Source organism: Phycisphaerae bacterium, assembly GCA_012729815.1.
Taxonomy (GTDB): Bacteria; Planctomycetota; Phycisphaerae; order JAAYCJ01; family JAAYCJ01; genus JAAYCJ01.
Genome location: JAAYCJ010000175.1, coordinates 1 through 18,421 on the forward strand (window position 1 = coordinate 1; position 18,421 = coordinate 18,421).

General features: G+C 62.6%; 12 protein-coding genes and 1 pseudogene. 7 read left to right on the top strand and 6 right to left on the bottom strand.

The features are described from left to right. From GXY33_11625 to GXY33_11640, 4 genes are all read right to left on the bottom strand, one after another. A partial coding sequence (locus tag GXY33_11625) for a GntR family transcriptional regulator (protein ID NLX05781.1) occupies window positions 1–759 on the bottom strand: 759 nt, incomplete at its 3' end. 445 nt (window positions 760–1,204) lie between these two features. Continuing rightward, window positions 1,205–2,503 carry a hypothetical protein gene (locus GXY33_11630; protein ID NLX05782.1) on the bottom strand — a complete coding sequence of 433 codons (1,299 nt, stop codon included), beginning with the start codon at window positions 2,501–2,503 and terminating at the stop codon, window positions 1,205–1,207. A 114-nt stretch (window positions 2,504–2,617) separates the two neighbouring features. Continuing rightward, window positions 2,618–3,409: a DNRLRE domain-containing protein gene (locus tag GXY33_11635; GenBank protein NLX05783.1), complete on the bottom strand. Its 792-nt coding sequence runs from the start codon at window positions 3,407–3,409 to the stop codon at window positions 2,618–2,620. Window positions 3,410–3,503: 94 nt separating this feature from the next. Beyond that, complete coding sequence (locus GXY33_11640) at window positions 3,504–4,517, bottom strand: LacI family transcriptional regulator (protein ID NLX05784.1); 1,014 nt, start codon at window positions 4,515–4,517, stop codon at window positions 3,504–3,506. A 180-nt stretch (window positions 4,518–4,697) separates the two neighbouring features. Between GXY33_11640 and GXY33_11645 the strand changes: the two genes are divergently transcribed. Next, entirely contained in the window at window positions 4,698–5,588 is an 891-nt protein-coding gene (locus tag GXY33_11645; GenBank protein NLX05785.1) for a type II secretion system protein, read from the top strand. 63 nt (window positions 5,589–5,651) lie between these two features. After that, a pseudogene (locus GXY33_11650) lies at window positions 5,652–5,750 on the top strand (prepilin-type N-terminal cleavage/methylation domain-containing protein). Between the two features lie 367 nt (window positions 5,751–6,117). Here GXY33_11650 and GXY33_11655 read toward each other — a convergent pair. Next, window positions 6,118–7,008: a helix-turn-helix transcriptional regulator gene (locus GXY33_11655; protein NLX05786.1), complete on the bottom strand. Its 891-nt coding sequence runs from the start codon at window positions 7,006–7,008 to the stop codon at window positions 6,118–6,120. 110 nt (window positions 7,009–7,118) lie between these two features. Between GXY33_11655 and GXY33_11660 the strand changes: the two genes are divergently transcribed. The 5 genes from GXY33_11660 to GXY33_11680 all read left to right on the top strand — a co-directional run bounded on the left by GXY33_11660 (window position 7,119) and on the right by GXY33_11680 (window position 17,157). Then, on the top strand, window positions 7,119–8,147 hold the full coding sequence (locus tag GXY33_11660; protein ID NLX05787.1) for an aldo/keto reductase: 1,029 nt from the start codon (window positions 7,119–7,121) through the stop codon (window positions 8,145–8,147). Window positions 8,148–8,184: 37 nt separating this feature from the next. Further along, window positions 8,185–9,246, top strand: coding sequence for an alcohol dehydrogenase catalytic domain-containing protein (locus tag GXY33_11665; protein ID NLX05788.1), 1,062 nt, complete (start codon window positions 8,185–8,187; stop codon window positions 9,244–9,246). A 448-nt stretch (window positions 9,247–9,694) separates the two neighbouring features. Further along, window positions 9,695–13,651, top strand: coding sequence for a hypothetical protein (locus GXY33_11670; GenBank protein ID NLX05789.1), 3,957 nt, complete (start codon window positions 9,695–9,697; stop codon window positions 13,649–13,651). Between the two features lie 298 nt (window positions 13,652–13,949). Next, window positions 13,950–15,149 carry an exo-alpha-sialidase gene (locus tag GXY33_11675; protein NLX05790.1) on the top strand — a complete coding sequence of 400 codons (1,200 nt, stop codon included), beginning with the start codon at window positions 13,950–13,952 and terminating at the stop codon, window positions 15,147–15,149. Between the two features lie 181 nt (window positions 15,150–15,330). Beyond that, the gene (locus GXY33_11680) at window positions 15,331–17,157 is read left to right on the top strand and encodes a DUF4838 domain-containing protein (GenBank protein ID NLX05791.1); all 1,827 of its coding nucleotides are present in this window, start codon (window positions 15,331–15,333) and stop codon (window positions 17,155–17,157) included. A 65-nt stretch (window positions 17,158–17,222) separates the two neighbouring features. On the opposite strand, the gene GXY33_11685 is transcribed toward GXY33_11680, so the two are convergent. Further along, window positions 17,223–18,329 carry an exo-alpha-sialidase gene (locus GXY33_11685; protein ID NLX05792.1) on the bottom strand — a complete coding sequence of 369 codons (1,107 nt, stop codon included), beginning with the start codon at window positions 18,327–18,329 and terminating at the stop codon, window positions 17,223–17,225. Window positions 18,330–18,421 lie beyond the last annotated feature (92 nt).

Consider the following 18,421-nt stretch of genomic DNA (forward strand, 5'->3'; position numbering starts at 1 on the left):
GCGGCTTTTCGCCTCCAGTTGGGCGTTCTTGTCCGCCGCCGGTCCCGTATCGGGCGCCGTCGCCACCGGCACGCGAAGCACCCAGTCCTCCCGCGGCTCAAGGCTGTGGGCCAGCAGCGATTCCTGGTATCCCCGGCGCACTTCACGGTCCCAGATTCCCTCGGAACCCCATCCCAGAAAGGCGATCCGCTGATGTCCCTGCCGGATGAGATAGTCGGTGCCTTGAAACGCCATCGCCGCATTGTCGTTGATGACCGTGTCGCACAGCGGGGGGCGGCGAAACTGTTCATCCGTGTCCGAAACGTGCACCAGGGGCAGGCGGCATGTCTCCGACAGGCGTTGCAGATCCTCGCGGCCGAAATCGCCGATCAGAATCACGCCAGCCGACTGCTCGTGCCCGCAGACGATGTCGCGCCACTCGTCGCCGGACGTGCGCGAACCGGGCAAGTGGACCAGATACCCCCGCTCGCGGAGCACTTCGGTGAGCACACCGATGCACATCAGGTTGTAGGGATGGTCCATGCAGGAACTGACCAGGTGAACGGCGGGCTTGGTTCGCGGCCGAGACGTGACGAACGTCCCCCGGCCTCGGGTGGACTCCACAAGCTGGTCCCGCTTGAGACGGTCCATCGCTTCGCGGATCGTATGCCGACTGGCGCCCAACTCCCGCACCAGCACCTCCTGAGGCGGCAGCATCGTCCCGGCACGGAGATTCTCGATCCGCTTGCGAAGATGATGCTCCACCCGATCGGAAATCAAACGGTTCTCCACGTGCATCACCCCAGAGCTTTCAGTTGAGGAATTCACCATTTCCATGCCACCCATCATACATATAAACGCCATATTGTCAACCTAAAAATGTTTTTAGCTTATATTACACATATATCCCTGTGCTGTTCGTACAACCCGCACCAGCCTCGTATTCCCTAAGTCAGTATTTTACCGTCAGTTCCGTCCATTGTGTCAGGACGGACATCCAATCCGCCAAGTTCCGCCTTTTGACCACCTTTTTCGTACTGCCCTCAAAAACAGTACTCTTCCTCAAGAATCCACTGGAGAATCGGCGGTGGCTGACGGCGGGAATTTCGGCGTTACGGCGCTCCAGGCCCTAGCCCAGCCGCACCATCGACGTGTCCGGGCGGTGATGCAGCACCTCTCGGATTGGACCGCGGACGGAGGCGATCTCGCGGAGACGAAACGCAGGCTATGACCTCGGCAGACGAAGGGCCGCCGTCTTGACCTGCATCCACTCGCCGGCTGGGGCGGGTGTGACGTCGGCGGTGAACCAGCGGCCCTGATGTTGCACCCAGGCGGTGTACTCGCCCGGTCCGGATTTACACCAGAACCATGCTTTTCCGTCGCCATCGGTGACGACGCCGAAGGGATTGGCCGGCTGATCGGTAGGCGTCAGCCAGACGGCGGTATTGGGCACGGTGTGGCCGTCGGCGTCGAGCACCTGCACGATCAGTTCGGGGCTGAAGCGCGGCTCGAGCTTGGTCACTTCGCGCTGGGCGTCTTTTAATGGATCGTACGTGCGCAGGTAGGCGCAGCGGGGGACGGTCGGGTCGTAGAAGTTGTAGATGTCACGACCGTAGGAGAGGTTCTTCTCTTTGAAGTCCAGCCCGCTCTGCGCCGGCCAATGGATCGGCGGCGTGTCCATTCGGTAATCCACACCCTCCCAGACGGGCATGAACGGATGGTATCGCTGCATCGCGGCGAACGGCCAGAGGCCGGCCAGTTCCGCCGAGCGGAACGACCGGAGACGCCCTTCCATGTATTGAGCGGCCGCGTTGACGGCGTTCCAGAAGTACGGCTGGGGGTCTTCGCCGCGCTGTCTCATGCTCCTCACTTCGCCCTGGTAGGTCCAGGCGAACGGCCCGCCGAGGCTGATTTCGCCCATGGTGCAGGGTTTGTTGTATTTCTTCTTCCAGTTGTCCCAGACGCGGGGATTGACGTAATGCCCGTCGAGGATGTCCACACGAGGGTCCTTGTGGTAGTCGGTGAACATGAAGATCGTCCCGCCGTTGTTGACCGTCGGGCGAGTGGGGTCCATCTCCTTGAACGCGCCGTTGAGTTTCAGCAGCAGTTCCGCACGCTCCCGCACGGCCGGAGTGATTTCGTCGTTTTCCTGGATTACGCCGTGTTCGTTTTCCGTGCTCCAGATCACCAGCGAGGGGTGGTTCCGCTGGACTTTCGCCTGTTCGACCGTTTCCGGAATGGCGTGATCGCCTTTTTTGCGAACCGGATGGTCCACGTCGCACTGGCCGGGATCTCGGATGATCTGGCGGAAGTTGGTCTCCTGCATCATCAGCATGCCCATCTCGTCGGCCACGTCCAGCGTTTTGGGGAAGAAGTAGCCGCCTTTGTGGAGGCGGAGCATGTTCATGTTCGCCTGCTGATTGGCGTCCGCACAATTCCAGCGAAAGTGAAAACGATGCATCGGCAGGAACACCGCCCCGACGCTGTTGTCCTGGACGTAAAACGGTTTTTGGCCGTTGAACACGAAGTCCGGGCCTTCGATCCAGAATTCTCCCTCCAGATTGTGCGGGGCGGCCCATCCGGACCGCCCCGCGTCTCGTCGATGATAGAAAAGGAAAGAGCTGGATTCCTTACTGTTTCACGACCTTCGCCGCAGCAGGGCCAACCCGCCGAGGGCGACCAGACCCATCGTCGCCGGTTCGGGCACCGGTTCGTACGTGATCTTCAGGAAGGGAAGGTCGCCAGTGTTCGACGTTTCGGCGCTGGAGAAGTTGCTCCGGGTCTCGTTGTCGGCCCACGCACCGTCGCGGAGCAGGAAGCCGTAGTTCGGCAGCGCGCCGGTGTACCAGTCGTTCACGATGTCCGTCACGTCCCAAGAGACGGTGATCCCATTGTCGCTGGCAACGTTGATGGTCAGGCTGCTGGCGTGGTTGGTGGTGTAGTCCACTCCCTCCACCGGTCCGTCGGTGGTGTCGCCGCCCCACATCGTCGTATCATAGGCGAGGTAGCTCCAGCACACTTCCCCGGCCGCCGCCGGATTGCTGGCCCCGCTGCCCATGTCGGTGATTTCCCGTGTCATCGCATAGGCGGTGATGATCCGGTCCTCCGTTCCCTGGGCGGCTCGGAGAGTCAATCCCAACTCCGCACTGACGATGGTCGCGCCCAGCGGAACCTGATTCGCGCCGCTCCCGAAGATATCCTTCCATTGGGAGAACCCGACAAACTCCGCATCCTCAAGCTCCCAGCCGACACTGATGTCTGAAGACGCACCGTAGTTGTAGGTCTGCCTGCCGGCTTCCGATCGGATGCCTCCATCGACCAGACCGTCATAGCCGTTCAGGCCTTTCTCGAACCGGACCAGGGTCTCCTGCGCCCACGCGGGCGAGCAGACGATTCCCAACACCATCACCAAACCAACCACTCTTTTCATCGTTCATCTCCTTCCACAACCAGTATGTCCCATGCTCTCACGCTGCGGACCGTCCGCCGCCGTGGAGGCTCTCTCCAACCTCAGGCTTCTCGCGCTATCCCGCTGATTCCCGAGGCACAAACTCCATGTCAATATCCACCCGTTGCGGAGGCAGGTCGGGATTCTCAAGCCGGCCGAAAAGCATCGTCGTCACCCGGTGTGCCACCTGCTCGTCCCGGCGGTTGATGCTCGCCAGGGCCGGCGTGAGAAACCCCGAGTACGTACTGTCATTGAACCCCACCACCGCCACGTCGTGAGGCACACTCTTGCCGCGGGTCGCCAGCCACTTGCAGGCCGCCACCGCCGCCTCGTCCGTCCCGCACAACAGGGCGTCGAACGGAACGGAGGCCGGACAGTGCGTCTCCAGTGCCTCCCACGCCACCTCGGCCATGTGCGTGGCGGGACGATGGCTCCGATGGCAGATCACCGGTTCATCCTGGTAGACGCAGCTCCGTTCCCGCAGGCGGGAGAGGAACGGATCGATCTTCTCCTCCCTCGGCGCCGGCGGCACGAGGATCATCGGCCGCCGTCGGCCCGTATCCAGCAGATGGTCCACCGCGTCATAGATGGCCTGACGGCGAGACAGGACCACCTGATCGGCGGTCGTCTCCAGCGGAAACGATGGAACCAATACCACCGCCCGGAAATGCCGGAACAGACCCTCGAACTTCTTGAGGGGCATGTTCGGGATGATTTGCACCACCGCCGCTTCGACGCCGCGTCGGATGTAGTCTCGCAACGCGTCCTGGACCACGTCCGACTCGCAGAGGCTGTCGGAGAGCTGCGTGGCGTACTGGCGTTCATGGACCCCGCCGGCGATCATCCGCACCAGCTCGATGGGGCTGTGCGGGCCGCCCAGAGAGAAGAGGATTCCCACGGTCTGGGTCTTTCCGCCCTTGAGCCCACGGGCCAGGATGTTGGGCAGATAACCGAGCCGCTGGGCCGAGTCGGTAACCCGTTGCCGCAGCTCCTTGTCGTAACGCAGGTCATTCCGCAGGATGTTGCCCACCGTGGATACCGGGAGCTGAACGTCGTTGGCAATGTCCTTGATTCTGACCGGCGTTCCCATGATTCCCTCAGAAGTCCGCGACGTGTGAGCACGTGCTCAACGTGCGTTCATGGTATTTGATAACGTGCTCACTGTCAAGCTTTTTCCTTGACTTTTGTCGCGAATGCAAAGATAAGAAACGTATGGAGTCTGGTTTGGTGCAACACTTGCACCAGGATGAAGCTAATACAGGACGTGGCAATGCGTGATCTTCTTCATCTGGACAGTGGCCGAGTTCGTCAAGAGACCTGCCCGGCAAGAACATCTCGCCGGAAAGCGGTTCTATCCCCTCACAGGCGTTCCGACACGAGCCTCCACCTAAGCCATTACCACGAATGCAGTTACAGCTTCACCCTGATCGAGATTCTGGTGGTGGCGGCGATCATCGCCGTGCTGACCGCGATGCTGCTTCCGGCGCTGAGCGAGGCAAGGGAGAGCGCCCAGCGAGTGAAGTGCCTGAGCAACCAGAAGCAGATGGCCGTTGCGATGGTCGCCTATGCCGGGGAGTACAACGATCACTTTCCCCCCGGTAGCGATGGAATGAATGCCTCTTATACATTCCAAGTCGCCACTCGGGGAGAGTGGGACTGCCTGGGACACCTGATCGAAACGGGTTTCATCACCGATCCGGAGCTATTGTACTGCCCCAGCCAGCGGGAGAAATGGTTCACCTATCCCTACGGCTGGGAAGAGACGTCGTATGGGACATACTATCGCTTCTGCGGCTACTTGTACCGGTTCTTCGGTGAGTATAAGAGCGAGTATCAGTATATCACGCCAGCCGAGATTCAGTGGCTTCAGACGGTGCAGTACGGCGCGCTGGAGTACCCGATCGCCGTGTCGTCGGACATTTTCATTCCGGACTACGGCGGCTGGGGCTTTGACTCCTGGCCGCACCTGAATCCGTACGGAGTGAGCGTCGCCTATTCGGATGGACATGCGGAATTCATCGACGTCGGACACACGGAGTATCTCCGAGCCGGGAGTCTTCCCTATTCCTTGATTCACTACGATGATTTCGCGTTCCTTTTCTTCAAGGCGCTGGATCAGCGGGACTTTTCGACGTTGGCGGAGGCGTTTCCTCTGCCCTGAGGTGTTGGTGGTTCAGAAAGGAGCCGGACGGTCGCGACGGACGCACGCGGGTAAGTCGTGAAGCTGCAACGCGATCGAGAGGAGGACGGACTCACCCTCATCGAGCTTCTGGTCGTGGTGGCAATCATCGCGGTGCTGGTTGCCCTTCTGCTTCCCGTCCTTGCCCTGTGCCTGCTGGTCCCGTCGGGGCATACCCGTCGAGAGACGTACGACCGGGACGTCGCGCTGCAGAAACAAGCCGATGAACTTGCCGCACAGATCCAGGAGATGGATCGCAGGATTGCCGATGTTCGCGCGTTACTCGCCAATCTGGAATACGTTCAAAAGGGCAATCGCGAGCACCTGGACCAACTGAAAGACCCGCGGTAGCAGGATCATCCCCGTTCTGGAGGCCGGTCCACCGTCTCGTTGCGTGAAAGGGAAGGAAACGACCTCGGCCCGGCTTGCGCTGCCCGCCGGCGTTGTCGTGAGGTCTGAGCAGACGAGTCCCCGCCACTCGCAATCCGGACGGTCGGTGAGGCAAGGAATTTCACGTCAGCCTGGCCTGTCGGCGGTAGTGGGCTGGGGCCAGGCCGGTGATCTTCTTGAAGAGCCGGGAGAAGTAGAACTCATCGTCGAATCCGCACTGCCGGGCGACCCACTTGAGCGGCCGATCGGTGGTCAAGAGCAGCGTCTGGGCGTGCTCCATCTTGCGGCGGTTGACGTACTGGATGGGCGGCAGGCCCATGAGCCGGCCGAAAAGGTCTGAGAAATACGCCGCGTTCAGTTCCGCCAACTCCGCCAGTTCCGCCAGCGCGATCGGTGAGGCCAGGTTCTGCTGGATGTGCTCCAGGACACGGTCGAATCGCCGCAGCCCTTCCAGCGTGTTGGAAACGCTGGAAGGCGAATGGACGCTCAGAAAGGGCGCCAGCAGCAGCCGCAGGAGGGCATTGGTCTCCAGATGCTGGGCGGCGGTCTTGTCCTGATCGAGCTGTCGGCTCTGGTTGAGAACGGATCGGTAAATCGGCTGGTTGGCGTCACGCTCGCGCAGCTCCCGGCCGGGATTGATTGCCCGAAGCCGGTCGAACAGCTTGCGGCTGATCCCGTGCTCGCGAGCGGCGACCTCGCGGCCGCAGCCGAGCGTCGTCAGTAGATCCGTGCCGTTGGGCAGCCGGGTCGTCAAGTGTATGTAGTAGTGATCGAAGCTCCGCGGACAAAATAAGTCCACGCGGGTGAAGCACGGGATCAACACCATCCGGCCCGGAATCAGGTGAATGGTCCGCCGCGGCGAATGGCAGTCGATGAACCCTTCGCCGCCGGTGATCAGATACAGCCGGCTGTACGGACTGCTGACGTTCCGGTGCCGCCACTCCGTGTGCACCCGGTAGTGCTCGATGTTCAGAAGGTCGATTTCGATCAGGTCCAACAGCCGTTTAAGCATGAGCCCAGTCTATCCGCATTTCCAAAGAATATCCATGCTTTCGATGGATAATCCATAGCCCGACCGTACCGGTCGGCGTCTAATGAAGTTTTTGGCGGAGCCTCTGACCAATGACGAGCTTTGCGCTGGACTATGATGCGGTTGATCCCGCTGGGATCCCCTCCAAAACCCTCGATACCGGAGCCCGGATTCCCGTCATCGGGCTCGGCACGTTCGGTTCGGACCGGTACTCAGCCGGGCAGGTGGCCGACGCGGTCCGAGGCGCGTTGCGGGTCGGCTACCGGCACATCGACTGCGCCTCGGTCTACGGCAACGAGGAGGAGGTCGGCAAGGCGTTACAGGAAGCTCTCGCAGCGAACCTGAGACGCGAGGATCTCTGGATCACCTCAAAGCTCTGGAACGACATGCACGGCCCGGACGATGTCCTGCTCTCGTGCGCCAGGTCGCTTCGGGATCTGCGGCTCGACTACCTCGATCTGTACCTGATCCACTGGCCCTTTCCCAACTACCATCCGCCCGGCTGCGACGTCCTCAGCCGCAGCAAGAACGCCCAACCGTACATCCATGAAAACTACATGAATACGTGGCGGCGGATGGAGCGGCTGGTTGAGATGGGTCTGGTCCGCCACATCGGCACGTCCAACATGACCGTTGCCAAGCTGAAGCTGCTTCTGCGGGACGCGCGGATCAAACCCGCGTGCAACGAGATGGAGCTGCACCCGCATTTCCAGCAGCCTGAGTTGTTTCAGTTCTGTCTGGACCATCGAATCCAGCCGATCGGCTACTGCCCGATCGGCTCACCCAACCGCCCGGAGCGCGATCGAACGCCGGACGACACCTCGCCGATCGACGATTCGGTCGTGGTCGAGATCGCCCGCCGGCACAATCTGCATCCGGCGGTGATCTGCCTCAAGTGGGCCGTTCAGCGGGGCCAGATCCCCATCCCCTTTTCCGTCACGCGGGCCAAGTACCTCAGCAACCTGCGAGGCGTGATCAGCGATCCGCTGACGGCCCAGGAAATGCAGGCGATCGCCGGCATTGATCGCCGCTGCCGGCTGATCAAGGGACAGGTGTTTCTCTGGAAGGCCGGTCAGTGCTGGGAGGATCTTTGGGACGTAGACGGCCAAATCGCCACATGATCGATCGTATGAAGGACATGAAACGATGAATACCAGGATGCAAGGCGCGGTTCTTCCCGGCAACAGCACGGTGGAACTCAAGGAATTCGACATACCCTCGCCCGGCCATGGCGAGGTGCTGATCCGCATGAAGTCGTCGACGATCTGCGGCTCGGACATCCGCTGCATCTACCATCAGCATCTCGGCAAGGGGCCGGAAGGCTATCAGCCGGGGATGATAGCCGGCCACGAGCCCTGCGGGCAGATCGTCGAGTGCGGGCCGGGCTGCCGGCGGTTCCATCGCGAAGATAGGGTGATCGTCTATCACATCTCCGGCTGCGGTGTCTGCAACGACTGCCGCCGCGGGTACATGATCTCGTGCACCAGCGAGACGTACCGTCGGGCCTACGGCTGGCAGCGGAACGGCGGAATGGCTGAGTATCTCCTGGCCGAGGAGAAGGACCTGGTCCTGCTGCCCGAGCGGCTGACCTACAGCGACGGCGCTCAGGTGGCGTGCGGGTTCGGCACGGTCTACGAGGGCCTGGAGAAAATCGGCATCAGCGGCAACGACGACGTGCTGGTGACGGGCCTGGGGCCGGTGGGTCTGGCGACGGCCATGCTGGCCAGGGCGATGGGCGCCCGCCGGGTCGTCGGCATCGAGGTGACCGCCGAACGCATCCAGATCGCCCGTTCGTTAGGGCTCTTCGACGAGGTCCTGTCTGCCGGTTCCGATAATGTCGCCCAGGTCCGCGAGCTGACCGGCGGCCACGGCGTGGAAAAGGCGGTTGACTGCTCCGCCAACGACCGGGCCCGCCTGACCTGCATACAGGCCGCCCGCAAGTGGGGCCGGATCGTATTCCTCGGCGAAGGCGGCACTTGTAGCTTCCAGCCGTCGCCGGACATTATCCACGACCAGAAGACCATCTACGGCTCGTGGGTGACGAACCTCTGGCGGATGGAGGAACTGGTCGAGCGGCTGGTGCGATGGGGCCTGCACCCCGACCGGCTCATCACCCACCGTTTCCCGCTGGACAAAGCCGGCGAGGCCTACGCCCTGATGGCCGGCGGTCGATGCGGCAAGGTCGCGGTCGTCTTTGACGAGGAGTTGGAGAAGGCCTGATCGACCAGAACCAGAAGCCCCACTCTTTCACACAGATTGCCGCCGCAACGATTTATAGGACGCCGCAGCTCCTATCCGTCCCGGTCGTTGTCCGAGCATCCATGACCGTTCCACCTTGACTCCTGCGCCCGGTCGGTTATAGTGGACGTATAAGGTGTCCGGGAGAGAGCGGGTTCTTCCCGGCCCTCTTATAGGCGCGTCCAAAGGTATCCATGAGAGGGATACTCAGCCTTGGAAGAAGGGGAAGCGAGTGCGTCCATCGTTGATCAGTCACGCTTATACTCTCCTGCATGTCATTGTCAGCCCGCCTATACTAGGTTGTTGCGGGGATCTGCGATCCTCAAGCGGGTCCATCGCATGTTCCAAAGTCACTTCGGCGTAATCTTCGCCTGGTTTTTCTTGTCCGCGGCGGCCCAAGTCGTCGCCTGAGCTTTTGAAAGGAGAGGCGATGGATTGCGGGGCTGGTCGAGGAGCGTTTGCCGGGTCGATTGTGGCGGCGGTTGCCGTTCTGCTGGGGTGTTGGACCCCGGCACAGGCGGCTGAGCTATCGGGTGACCTGTGGTCGACGGAGTTTTCCGTCTCAGGCTTTGAGGGGACGGTGCGGATGGCCACCGGCCCGGAGGGCCTGGACGTGGTCGACGTGGACGGCCTGCCATTGGGCGGCGAGCCGGGCGAGCCGCTACTGCCCTACTACCAGGTGAAGGTGCTGCTGCCCGCGGACGCGGACTTGAGCCAGATTCAGGCATGGGCGGTGGATGAGGAATGGTCGCCGATGCACGGCGGCTATGACATCGCGCCCGCTCCGCCCGCGGTGACGTGGGACGGGACGATGCCGATCATCGACTGGGGCAGGAAGAACAAGGCCAGGATTCGTAACGGGAAAGACGTGGCGATCTACGCGCGAAACGCTGACTTTCCCGCCGCTGCGGTGGAGGTTGTCTCGACGGGCGAGTATCGGCAGTGGAAAGTGGCTGAGGTTCGCATCTGGTGCGCCAAGTTCAACCCGGCCGGCAGAGCGGTTCACGTTCTGAACGGAGCGCAGATCGCCGTCGCCGCGCCGCGAACGGGAGAACTGCCGAGCATGCCAGCGGCATCCGGTGTCGAAACCGACCCGTTTCTGATGCTCGATGAGATCATCAATCCCCAGGACGCCGCGCTGCCGGCTGAATCCTCGTCGCCGCCTCCGGCCGCGGGCACGGCGGCGGACTACGTGATCATCACCACCAGCACGATCCAGAGCACCAGTTCAAATCTATCGAGCTTCATTACAAACCTGCAGGCCTGCGGCCATGCGGTCAAGGTCGTCACCGAAGGGACGTCGGCGGACGACACCCACTACGTCACCGGTACATCATGCTACAGTCGGGCCGACAATATCCGCTCGTGGCTCGGCTCGCACTGGACCACCGACGGCATCTCGTACGTCCTGCTGATCGGCGACCCTCATCCCACGACATTCACTTCAAACCAGTCGATCCCAATGCGGATGTGCTACCCGCGCCCCGGGGCGGACGTTCCGACGGACATGTACTTCGCTGAGTTGAGCGGCAACTGGAACCTCGACAGCGACGGATACTACGGGGAGTACAGCGGCGACTACGGCACGGGCGGGGCCGACAAGTACTGCGAATTGATGGTCGGCCGGATCCCCTACTACGGGTCCACCACCGACCTGGACAGCATTCTCCAGAAGTGCATCAATTACACGCAAAGCTCCACGCGGGCGTGGCGGAGCAAGGTCCTCATCCCGACCGCGATATCCAACCACGGACCCCAGGACAACAACGGCGACGGTGACGCCAGCGACTCGGGAATTGATTACCCCTACACCAGTTGGCGTACCTTCGGGGCCGACTGGGGCGAGGCGATCAAGTCGCTGGCCTCGAGCGCCGGCTTCAGCGCCTACACCCTCTACGAAAGAACCGGCGTCTACTCCAACGGCTCAGCCTATCCGCTGACCTCCTGCAATGCGGCCCTGACCACCACCAACATCGTCAACGAGTGGCAGAACACCTACGGGTTTGTCACGTGGTGGGCTCACGGCAGTCAGACCGGCGCGTCGCGGTTCTGCTGGACCTCGGATGGCAGCTACACCAACATCTGCGGCAATGCGTCGCCGCACAAGGAAACCACATGGTACACCATGTTCAGTTCGAGCGACTGCAGCTCGCTGAACGATTCGTACCCCTCGTTCGCGGTCCTGGTCTCCTGCCTCAACGGCTACCCGGAGAACTCGGGCAATCTGGGTTACAGCCTGCTCAAACAGGGCGCCATCGGCACGTTTTCGGGCAGCCGCGTGACCTGGTACGCCATCGGGTCGTGGAACACCTCGCGAGGCGGCTCGTACGGCGACAACGCCTCCTACGCCTACCGCATCTTTAATCGGATGTCGGCGGCGACCCCGGACACCGCCGGAGCGGCCCTGGTCTGGTGCCGGTCCAATTTCGGATTGGGTTGGGGCGACGCGTCCTGGATGAACATGCTGGACTTCAACCTCTACGGCGACCCGGCGCTTTCGCGACTGACCAGTCCGGCCCCGCAGGTCTACAGCATCAATCCGAACACCGGAGCGGCCGGAAGCACCGTGAACATCAATCCGATATCCGGCGCGTATTTCCAGACCGGGGCGACGGTCATGCTGGCCATGCCCGGCCAACCGAACATTAGCGCCACCGCGGTGACCGTTGTGAATTCGTCCACGATCACCTGCACGTTCAACCTGGCAGGGGCCACGCCCGGCGCCTGGAACGTCGTGGTGACCAATCCCGACACCCAGTCGGGCACGCTGGCCGGCAGCTTCGCGGTGACCGGTCAGTTCACCGACATCGGCGCCGCGCTGGCCGGCGTGGCATACTGCGACGTGGATTGGGGCGATTACGACAACGACGGGTTGCTCGACCTGGCGCTCGCGGGCGACACCGGAGCGGGATATGTCACCAAGGTTTACCGCAACCTGGGCGGCGCGAGCTTCACGGACATCGGCGCGCCGCTGCCGGGGATCACGCACACTTCGCTGGCCTGGGGCGACTACGATGGCGACGGCAACCTCGACTTGGCCCTCTGCGGGCTCGACAACGGCCTCATGCCAATCAGCCGGGTCTATCAGGGCGACGGAGCGGGCAACTTCATCGACGCTGGTGCGGGCCTGATCGGCGTCCAGGATGGCTCGGTCGACTGGGGCGATTATGACAACGACGGCGACATGGACCTCGCCCTGACCGGATATGATGCCGCGGGCGTTCCGTTTGCCATCGTCTACCGCAACGACGGCGGCGGCGCGTTCACGGACATTGGCGCCGCCTTAATCCCCGTCGGACTTTCGGAAGCCGTCTGGGGCGACTACGACAACGACGGCGATCTGGATCTGGCCCTGGCCGGACGAGACGCCGCCGCCAACCCGGTGACCCGACTCTTTCAGAACAACGGCGGCGTGTTCATGGACAGCGGCGTTCCTTTCGTCCTGGCCGATTCCTGCCTGATGGCCTGGGGCGATTACGACTACGACGCCGATCTGGACCTGGTCGTGGCCGGGGCCGCCGGAGGCATTGACAGCACGATCCTCTACGACAATCAACTTGCCGTCTTCCCCAACACCGGAGTGGCCTTCACCGGCGTGAGCAACGGCGACGTGGCCTGGGGCGATTATGATAATGACGGCGACATCGACATCGCCCTGACCGGTGCAGCCGGCGGCGTACCTTACACCACACTCTACCGCAACGACTTCGTCACCTTCACCGCGATGGGCATGGGGCTTGCGGCGATGATGGACTCAGCCGTCGCCTGGGGCGACTACGACAACGACGGCGATCTGGACCTGGCTCTAGCCGGCTTCAGCGGCAGTGCGTTCCAGAGCAAGATCTACCGCAATGGCGCGACGGCGCCCAATACGCCTCCTGCGGCGCCGATGTGGTCACTTCCGCCAACGGTGTCCTGGAACAAGATGACGTTCAGTTGGAATCCCGGCACCGATATTGAGACGCCGCAGGCCGGATTGTCGTATAACCTGCGGTTGGGAACGGCTCCGGGCGGACAGGACGTGACGCCCGCGATGGCCGACCCAACCACCGGTTTCCGCCGCGTTCCGGCCCTCGGCAACGTCCAGGAGAACCTGCAGTGGTCGGTGATTGTCCACGTGCCCGGCACCTACTACGTGAGCGTGCAGACGGTCGATGCGGCCCTGGCCGGTTCGCCATGGGCGTCCGAACAGCCGGTCGTGGTGCCGCCGATTCCCGGCGACGCCGATCATGACGGTTCGGTGGACGTTGGCGATCTGGCCATTCTGGCCAGTAATTACGGAACGACCAGCGGCATGGGTTGGGCCGACGGCGACTTCAATGGTGACGGAGCGGTCGGCGCGGGCGACCTGGCCATCCTGGCCAGCAACTATGGCCAATGTCTTTGACGGCTGCATCGGGATGCTTCAGGCCGGGCGAAGGACGAGACGGATCGGACTACCATCTGAGCTTGCGCCAGCGTCGCCAGGCTGAGGCGCGGGCAGATCGCAGACGGCACGGAAGACCGGTGATACCATGCTCCGGTCCAGGACAGGAAAGACCCGCCACGGGGACTGATCCTCACAATCGCGACTTCCTGACAACGGCAAGCGGCCACATGGAACGGACAAAATACACCAGTAGGTTGACAAACCCACTTGCGGCACTACAATCGCGGCCAAACACGGTCATGAACAGGAGCCGGTCATGGTCGAACGCCAGCACAATGACGCTTACTACGTCAATTACGCCGATTTCTTTGACGGTCTCAAGCCGGCCGCAGGCCAGGAGAAGCTGCCGCTGAGGGTTTCCGGCGTCTCGCACCGCAAGGTATACGAAACACCCGAAGGCCCCAAGTGGAGCTGCTGGACCAGCCTGATGCAGTGGCCCGACGGCCGCCTGCGGGTGCTCTTCAGCAACATCGAAGGCACCTTCGACGGGCTGGAAAAGGGGTACCACTGGGAATACCTGACCCCCCTGCCGAAGGAAATGAGACGCGGCTGGCTGTCCCTGGACTCGGCCGACGGCGGCCGGTCGTGGCAAAAGCAGAGGTTCTACGACTGGTCCGACAGCACCAAATCGCTCGTGCTGCCGGCGCTGGCCCTGGACAATCGGACGCTGCTCGGAATCGGCGGACGGTGGTCCACGTGGGATATCGAGAAAAACAACTACCACTTCTACGGCGAGATCGCCTCCGTACGATCGACCGACGACGGACAGACCTGGAGCGAGCCGGTGGCGGTGAACGATCCGTCTCACAGCCTCCTGGTCTGGTGCCATCCGATCCGCCTGTCGGACGGTACGGTCGTGCTGCCCGCCTACGGCTGTCTGGACCATCCCGACCCCGCCAGCGGTACGATCTCTCCGGCCACTGACGCGGTGCTGTTCTTCTCAAGCGACAGCGGCCGCTCGTGGTCCGCTCCGCTGGTGGTCGCCCGCGGCCTGCCTGATCGGTCCAACGACGAACCGGAGGCGGTCGAACTGGCCAACGGCGACATTCTCGTGGTGATCCGCCACGCGAACCCGCAGGCGACCGGGGCGGAGGTCTATCTGAACTGCGGCCAGGTCGTCGTCCGCAAGACTGCCGACGGCTGGAAGGCGGGTCCGTGGACGACCACGCCGATGGGCTTTCGCGGCTTTCCCGCCCTGCTCCGGACGGCCGACGACGTCCTGGTCTGCGCGGGCTCGGGCAATCAGTTCAACTTCAGCCTCGACAATGGACAGACGTGGAGCCAGACGCTGCAACTGGGTGATCCGGCGGTCAACCGCCACAACCACTACCCTCGGCTGGTCGAAACCGCTCCGGGCCGGGTGCTGTCGGTCTACCACGTCGGCAACCACTGGCCCTACCCGCCGCCAGAAGACGAGTGGATCCACGCCACCGAACTGCATCTGGAGAGAGTCTAGGTAGCCATGGAAAGACATCCAGGCGGTGTCCCCTCATGGGATTCTCGTCCTTGATCAACTAGATCGCGCTACTACAATGACGTGCTGATCCTTTAGCCGGTTGGTCTCGTGGGACGACCACTCGGCCGACACCATCCGGTTTCGGATTCGACTCAAAGTGTGATTCAGGCGGAGCGGCAACATGTCACAGAAGAAGGGCATGTGGATGATCGAGCCGCAGCGGTCGGATGATCCGGTCATCGCGTTCGCATCTGAGGAGTTGAACCGCTACCTTTGTGCGATGGGCGTTCAGGAAGGCCCGCGGTTCGACCTGTGGATTGAATGCCCCGAAGCAATAGGCCTGCGCGAAGACGGGTTCCGGATCGAGTCCGAGGCGGCACGGGTCATCATCCGCGGCGCCGGCCCGCGCGGTGTGCTCTATGGCGTATACGCATTCTTGGAGCTTCAGGGCTGCCGGTGGATCGGCCCGGGCGACGAGGTCGTGCCGCAGCGGACGGTGGTGGAACTTCCCAAACGCCCGATCATCGAAGAGCCCGCGTTCGCGATGCGGGGGCTGATCGACGCCACGTGCTTCGGTGACCAGTTTACCCTCTCCCAGATCGACTGGTCGGCCAAGATGCGTTTGAATACGTATCACCCTCAGTGGACGATCGAGTCGTGGGGCCGGGGCGCCCATAGCCACTGGATGCCCGAGTTCCGCAAGCGGGGGTTTCTAATCCAAGCGGGGGCCCACGACCTGATGTCGCTGCTGCCGCGAACCGAACGTAACGTAGCCGAGCGTCCGGAGTACTTCCGTCTCAAGAACGGACAACGCACCGGCGATCACAATCTCTGCACCGCCAGCCGCGAGGCCTTGGGGGTGATCCAATCCAACTTCCGGCGGATTGTCGAGGCGTGTCCCGAGATCGTGATCTGGCACGCTTGGCCGGACGACCTTCCCGGCGGCGGCTGGTGCGAGTGCGACCGGTGCCGCGCCCTTTGCCCGGCGGACCAGTCGTTACGAGTAAGCAATGCACTGGCCGAAGTGCTCGAGGAAATGGGCTCGCCGGCAAAGGTCAGTTTCATTGCATATCATGACACTGTCTGCGAACCGATGACGGTGCGCCCGCATCCCAAGGTCGTCGCCCTGCTGTCGCTGACAGAGCGGTGCGAAGTACACGGCATTGGTGGGTGCCTACGATGCGAGAGCTACCGTCGCCAGGCTGAGCAGATCCGCGAGGCGGGCTTCGCCGATGTGCTGACCTTCGAGCGGTACATCGACTCGTTCAAGTTCCGTTGGATGCAGCCGGTCACGCCAAGGGCGATCTTCGACGACGCTCGGCACTTTGCCGGCTGGGCCAGGCGGCCGTTGGCCCACCAGTGCTTCGTGATCATGGCCCGCGAGTGGCATGCCGCCTATCCAAACTACATGCTCTTCGCCCGCGCGGTTTGGAACCCGAACGCGGACCCGAACGCCCTGCTTGAGGACTTCTGCCAACACTGGTACGGCCGGGCGTCCGAACCCATGCTGAAGTATCACCGGGCGATGGTCGAGTTGTTCGAACTGGCCCTGGTCGGCTGCCAGTACGTCGGGAGCAAAGGCGGCTCGCTGCTGCTCGAGCCGCTCGATACGAGCGATCGGTTCGCCCTGGAGCACGCGAGCCGGATCGAGCAGGCCCAGTCGAGGCAGAGCAATTGCCGACTGCTGCTGGAGACGGCCGCAAGCGAGGTCGGTGACGACGAGGTCCTGGCCGATCGCATTCGCAGCGAGATGGATATCCTGCGAATCACGGACATCGAACTGGAGGGTCTCCGCCAGGCTGTACTCGGGACACACCACCGGGCGGTTTTCCTGGATGGCGGCGGTCAGGAGCACCGCGAAAAGGCCCGGCAGGCCCTGGAGCGGGTCCTATCGTGGGAACGCGAGTACCGACGATTCATCCGTACGATCGGTCTGAACGACGAGCCGAATTGGTACGTCGACTGGCTCTGCAAAGAGATCGGAAAACGCCTGGCCGACGTGACATGAAAGGCCCGTCGGATCAACCTGCCTTCGGTGAGAATCGTGCGTTTTGCTGAAGGCGACGGAATCGCTTACGGCAGGCGCCAGCGCGACCAGAGGATGGCGCAGTTCTTGTGCTCGTGGTCGGCCCGCTGGTAGTAAACAGTGAAGATTTCCCCGGAGGGTAGCTCGATCGAAGCCGGATAGCCGTGGTCGCGGGGTGGAGCGTCGTCGCGAAGGATGTACTCATCCGACCAGACTGCCCCTTCGTCTCGGCTGATGATCACCCGGTGGCCCAGCGGCGGCTTGCGGTAGGAATAGACGCACACCACCGCGCCCGACGAGTGGCGGATCAGGTGCGGCGGCGAACCGTACCGGCGCAGGTCTTTGGCCGGCGACCAGGTCTTGCCGCCGTCCTCGGATTCGGTCTGAAACAGGCTGAAACTGATGTACTTCTCGTTGGGACGCTTCGCATATTCATAGCGGATCATTCCGAGGAGCTTGCCGGACGGCAGCTCAACCATGTGCGGTTCGTGGAAGTTGTCCGGATGGGTGTCATCCGCCAGCGGCACGCGCCCCAGCGTAGTCCAGGTCTTGCCGTCATCGGTACTGCGACAGGCGAGAATCTGGCCGATGGGTTCCACCCCGTGAAAGGGAAACTCCTTGCCCAAATAGAGCAGCGAACCGTCGGCCAGACGGATCGGCCCGTGCGGAGCCGAAACGGGAACCGGATAGAAGTCGGACCACGCGCAGCCGTCGGAACTGGTCCGCACCCAAGACCCCTGCCACTTGCGAACCACCTCATCGGACCAGGTGTCGAATACCGCCTGCCAGCGGGCGATCTCGTCGTCCGAAAGCTTGTAGCTCTCCCTGGCCCACGCAAAGAGGCTGCGAACGTCGTAGACGAACCACGAGACCAGCAGCCTCTCGCCGCCGAGCGAAATAATCCCCGCGTCGCGGTCGTCCAACGGCGTGTTGTTGATGACGTTCGGACCGATCCACGTCCTGCCTTCATCCGTCGACTCGAAGATCGAGGTTTTGCCCCACGGGCAGACGTGGTCGAAACGCGGGCCGGACGCGGCCGCCACCAGCTTGCCGGAGGCGGTCCGGGCCACCGACGGCCAACCGAAATAGCCGTGGCGGTCGTCAGGAAGGAAGCAAACGGTACCGTGCTCGGCGGAAAGACGCTGCTCGGACATGGGACGATCCTTTCTGGACAAAGGCCTACGTTGGACGGATTCTACGCTCCGCGACCACGGAATCAAGGGCGAGAACGTTCTCGACATGCCGG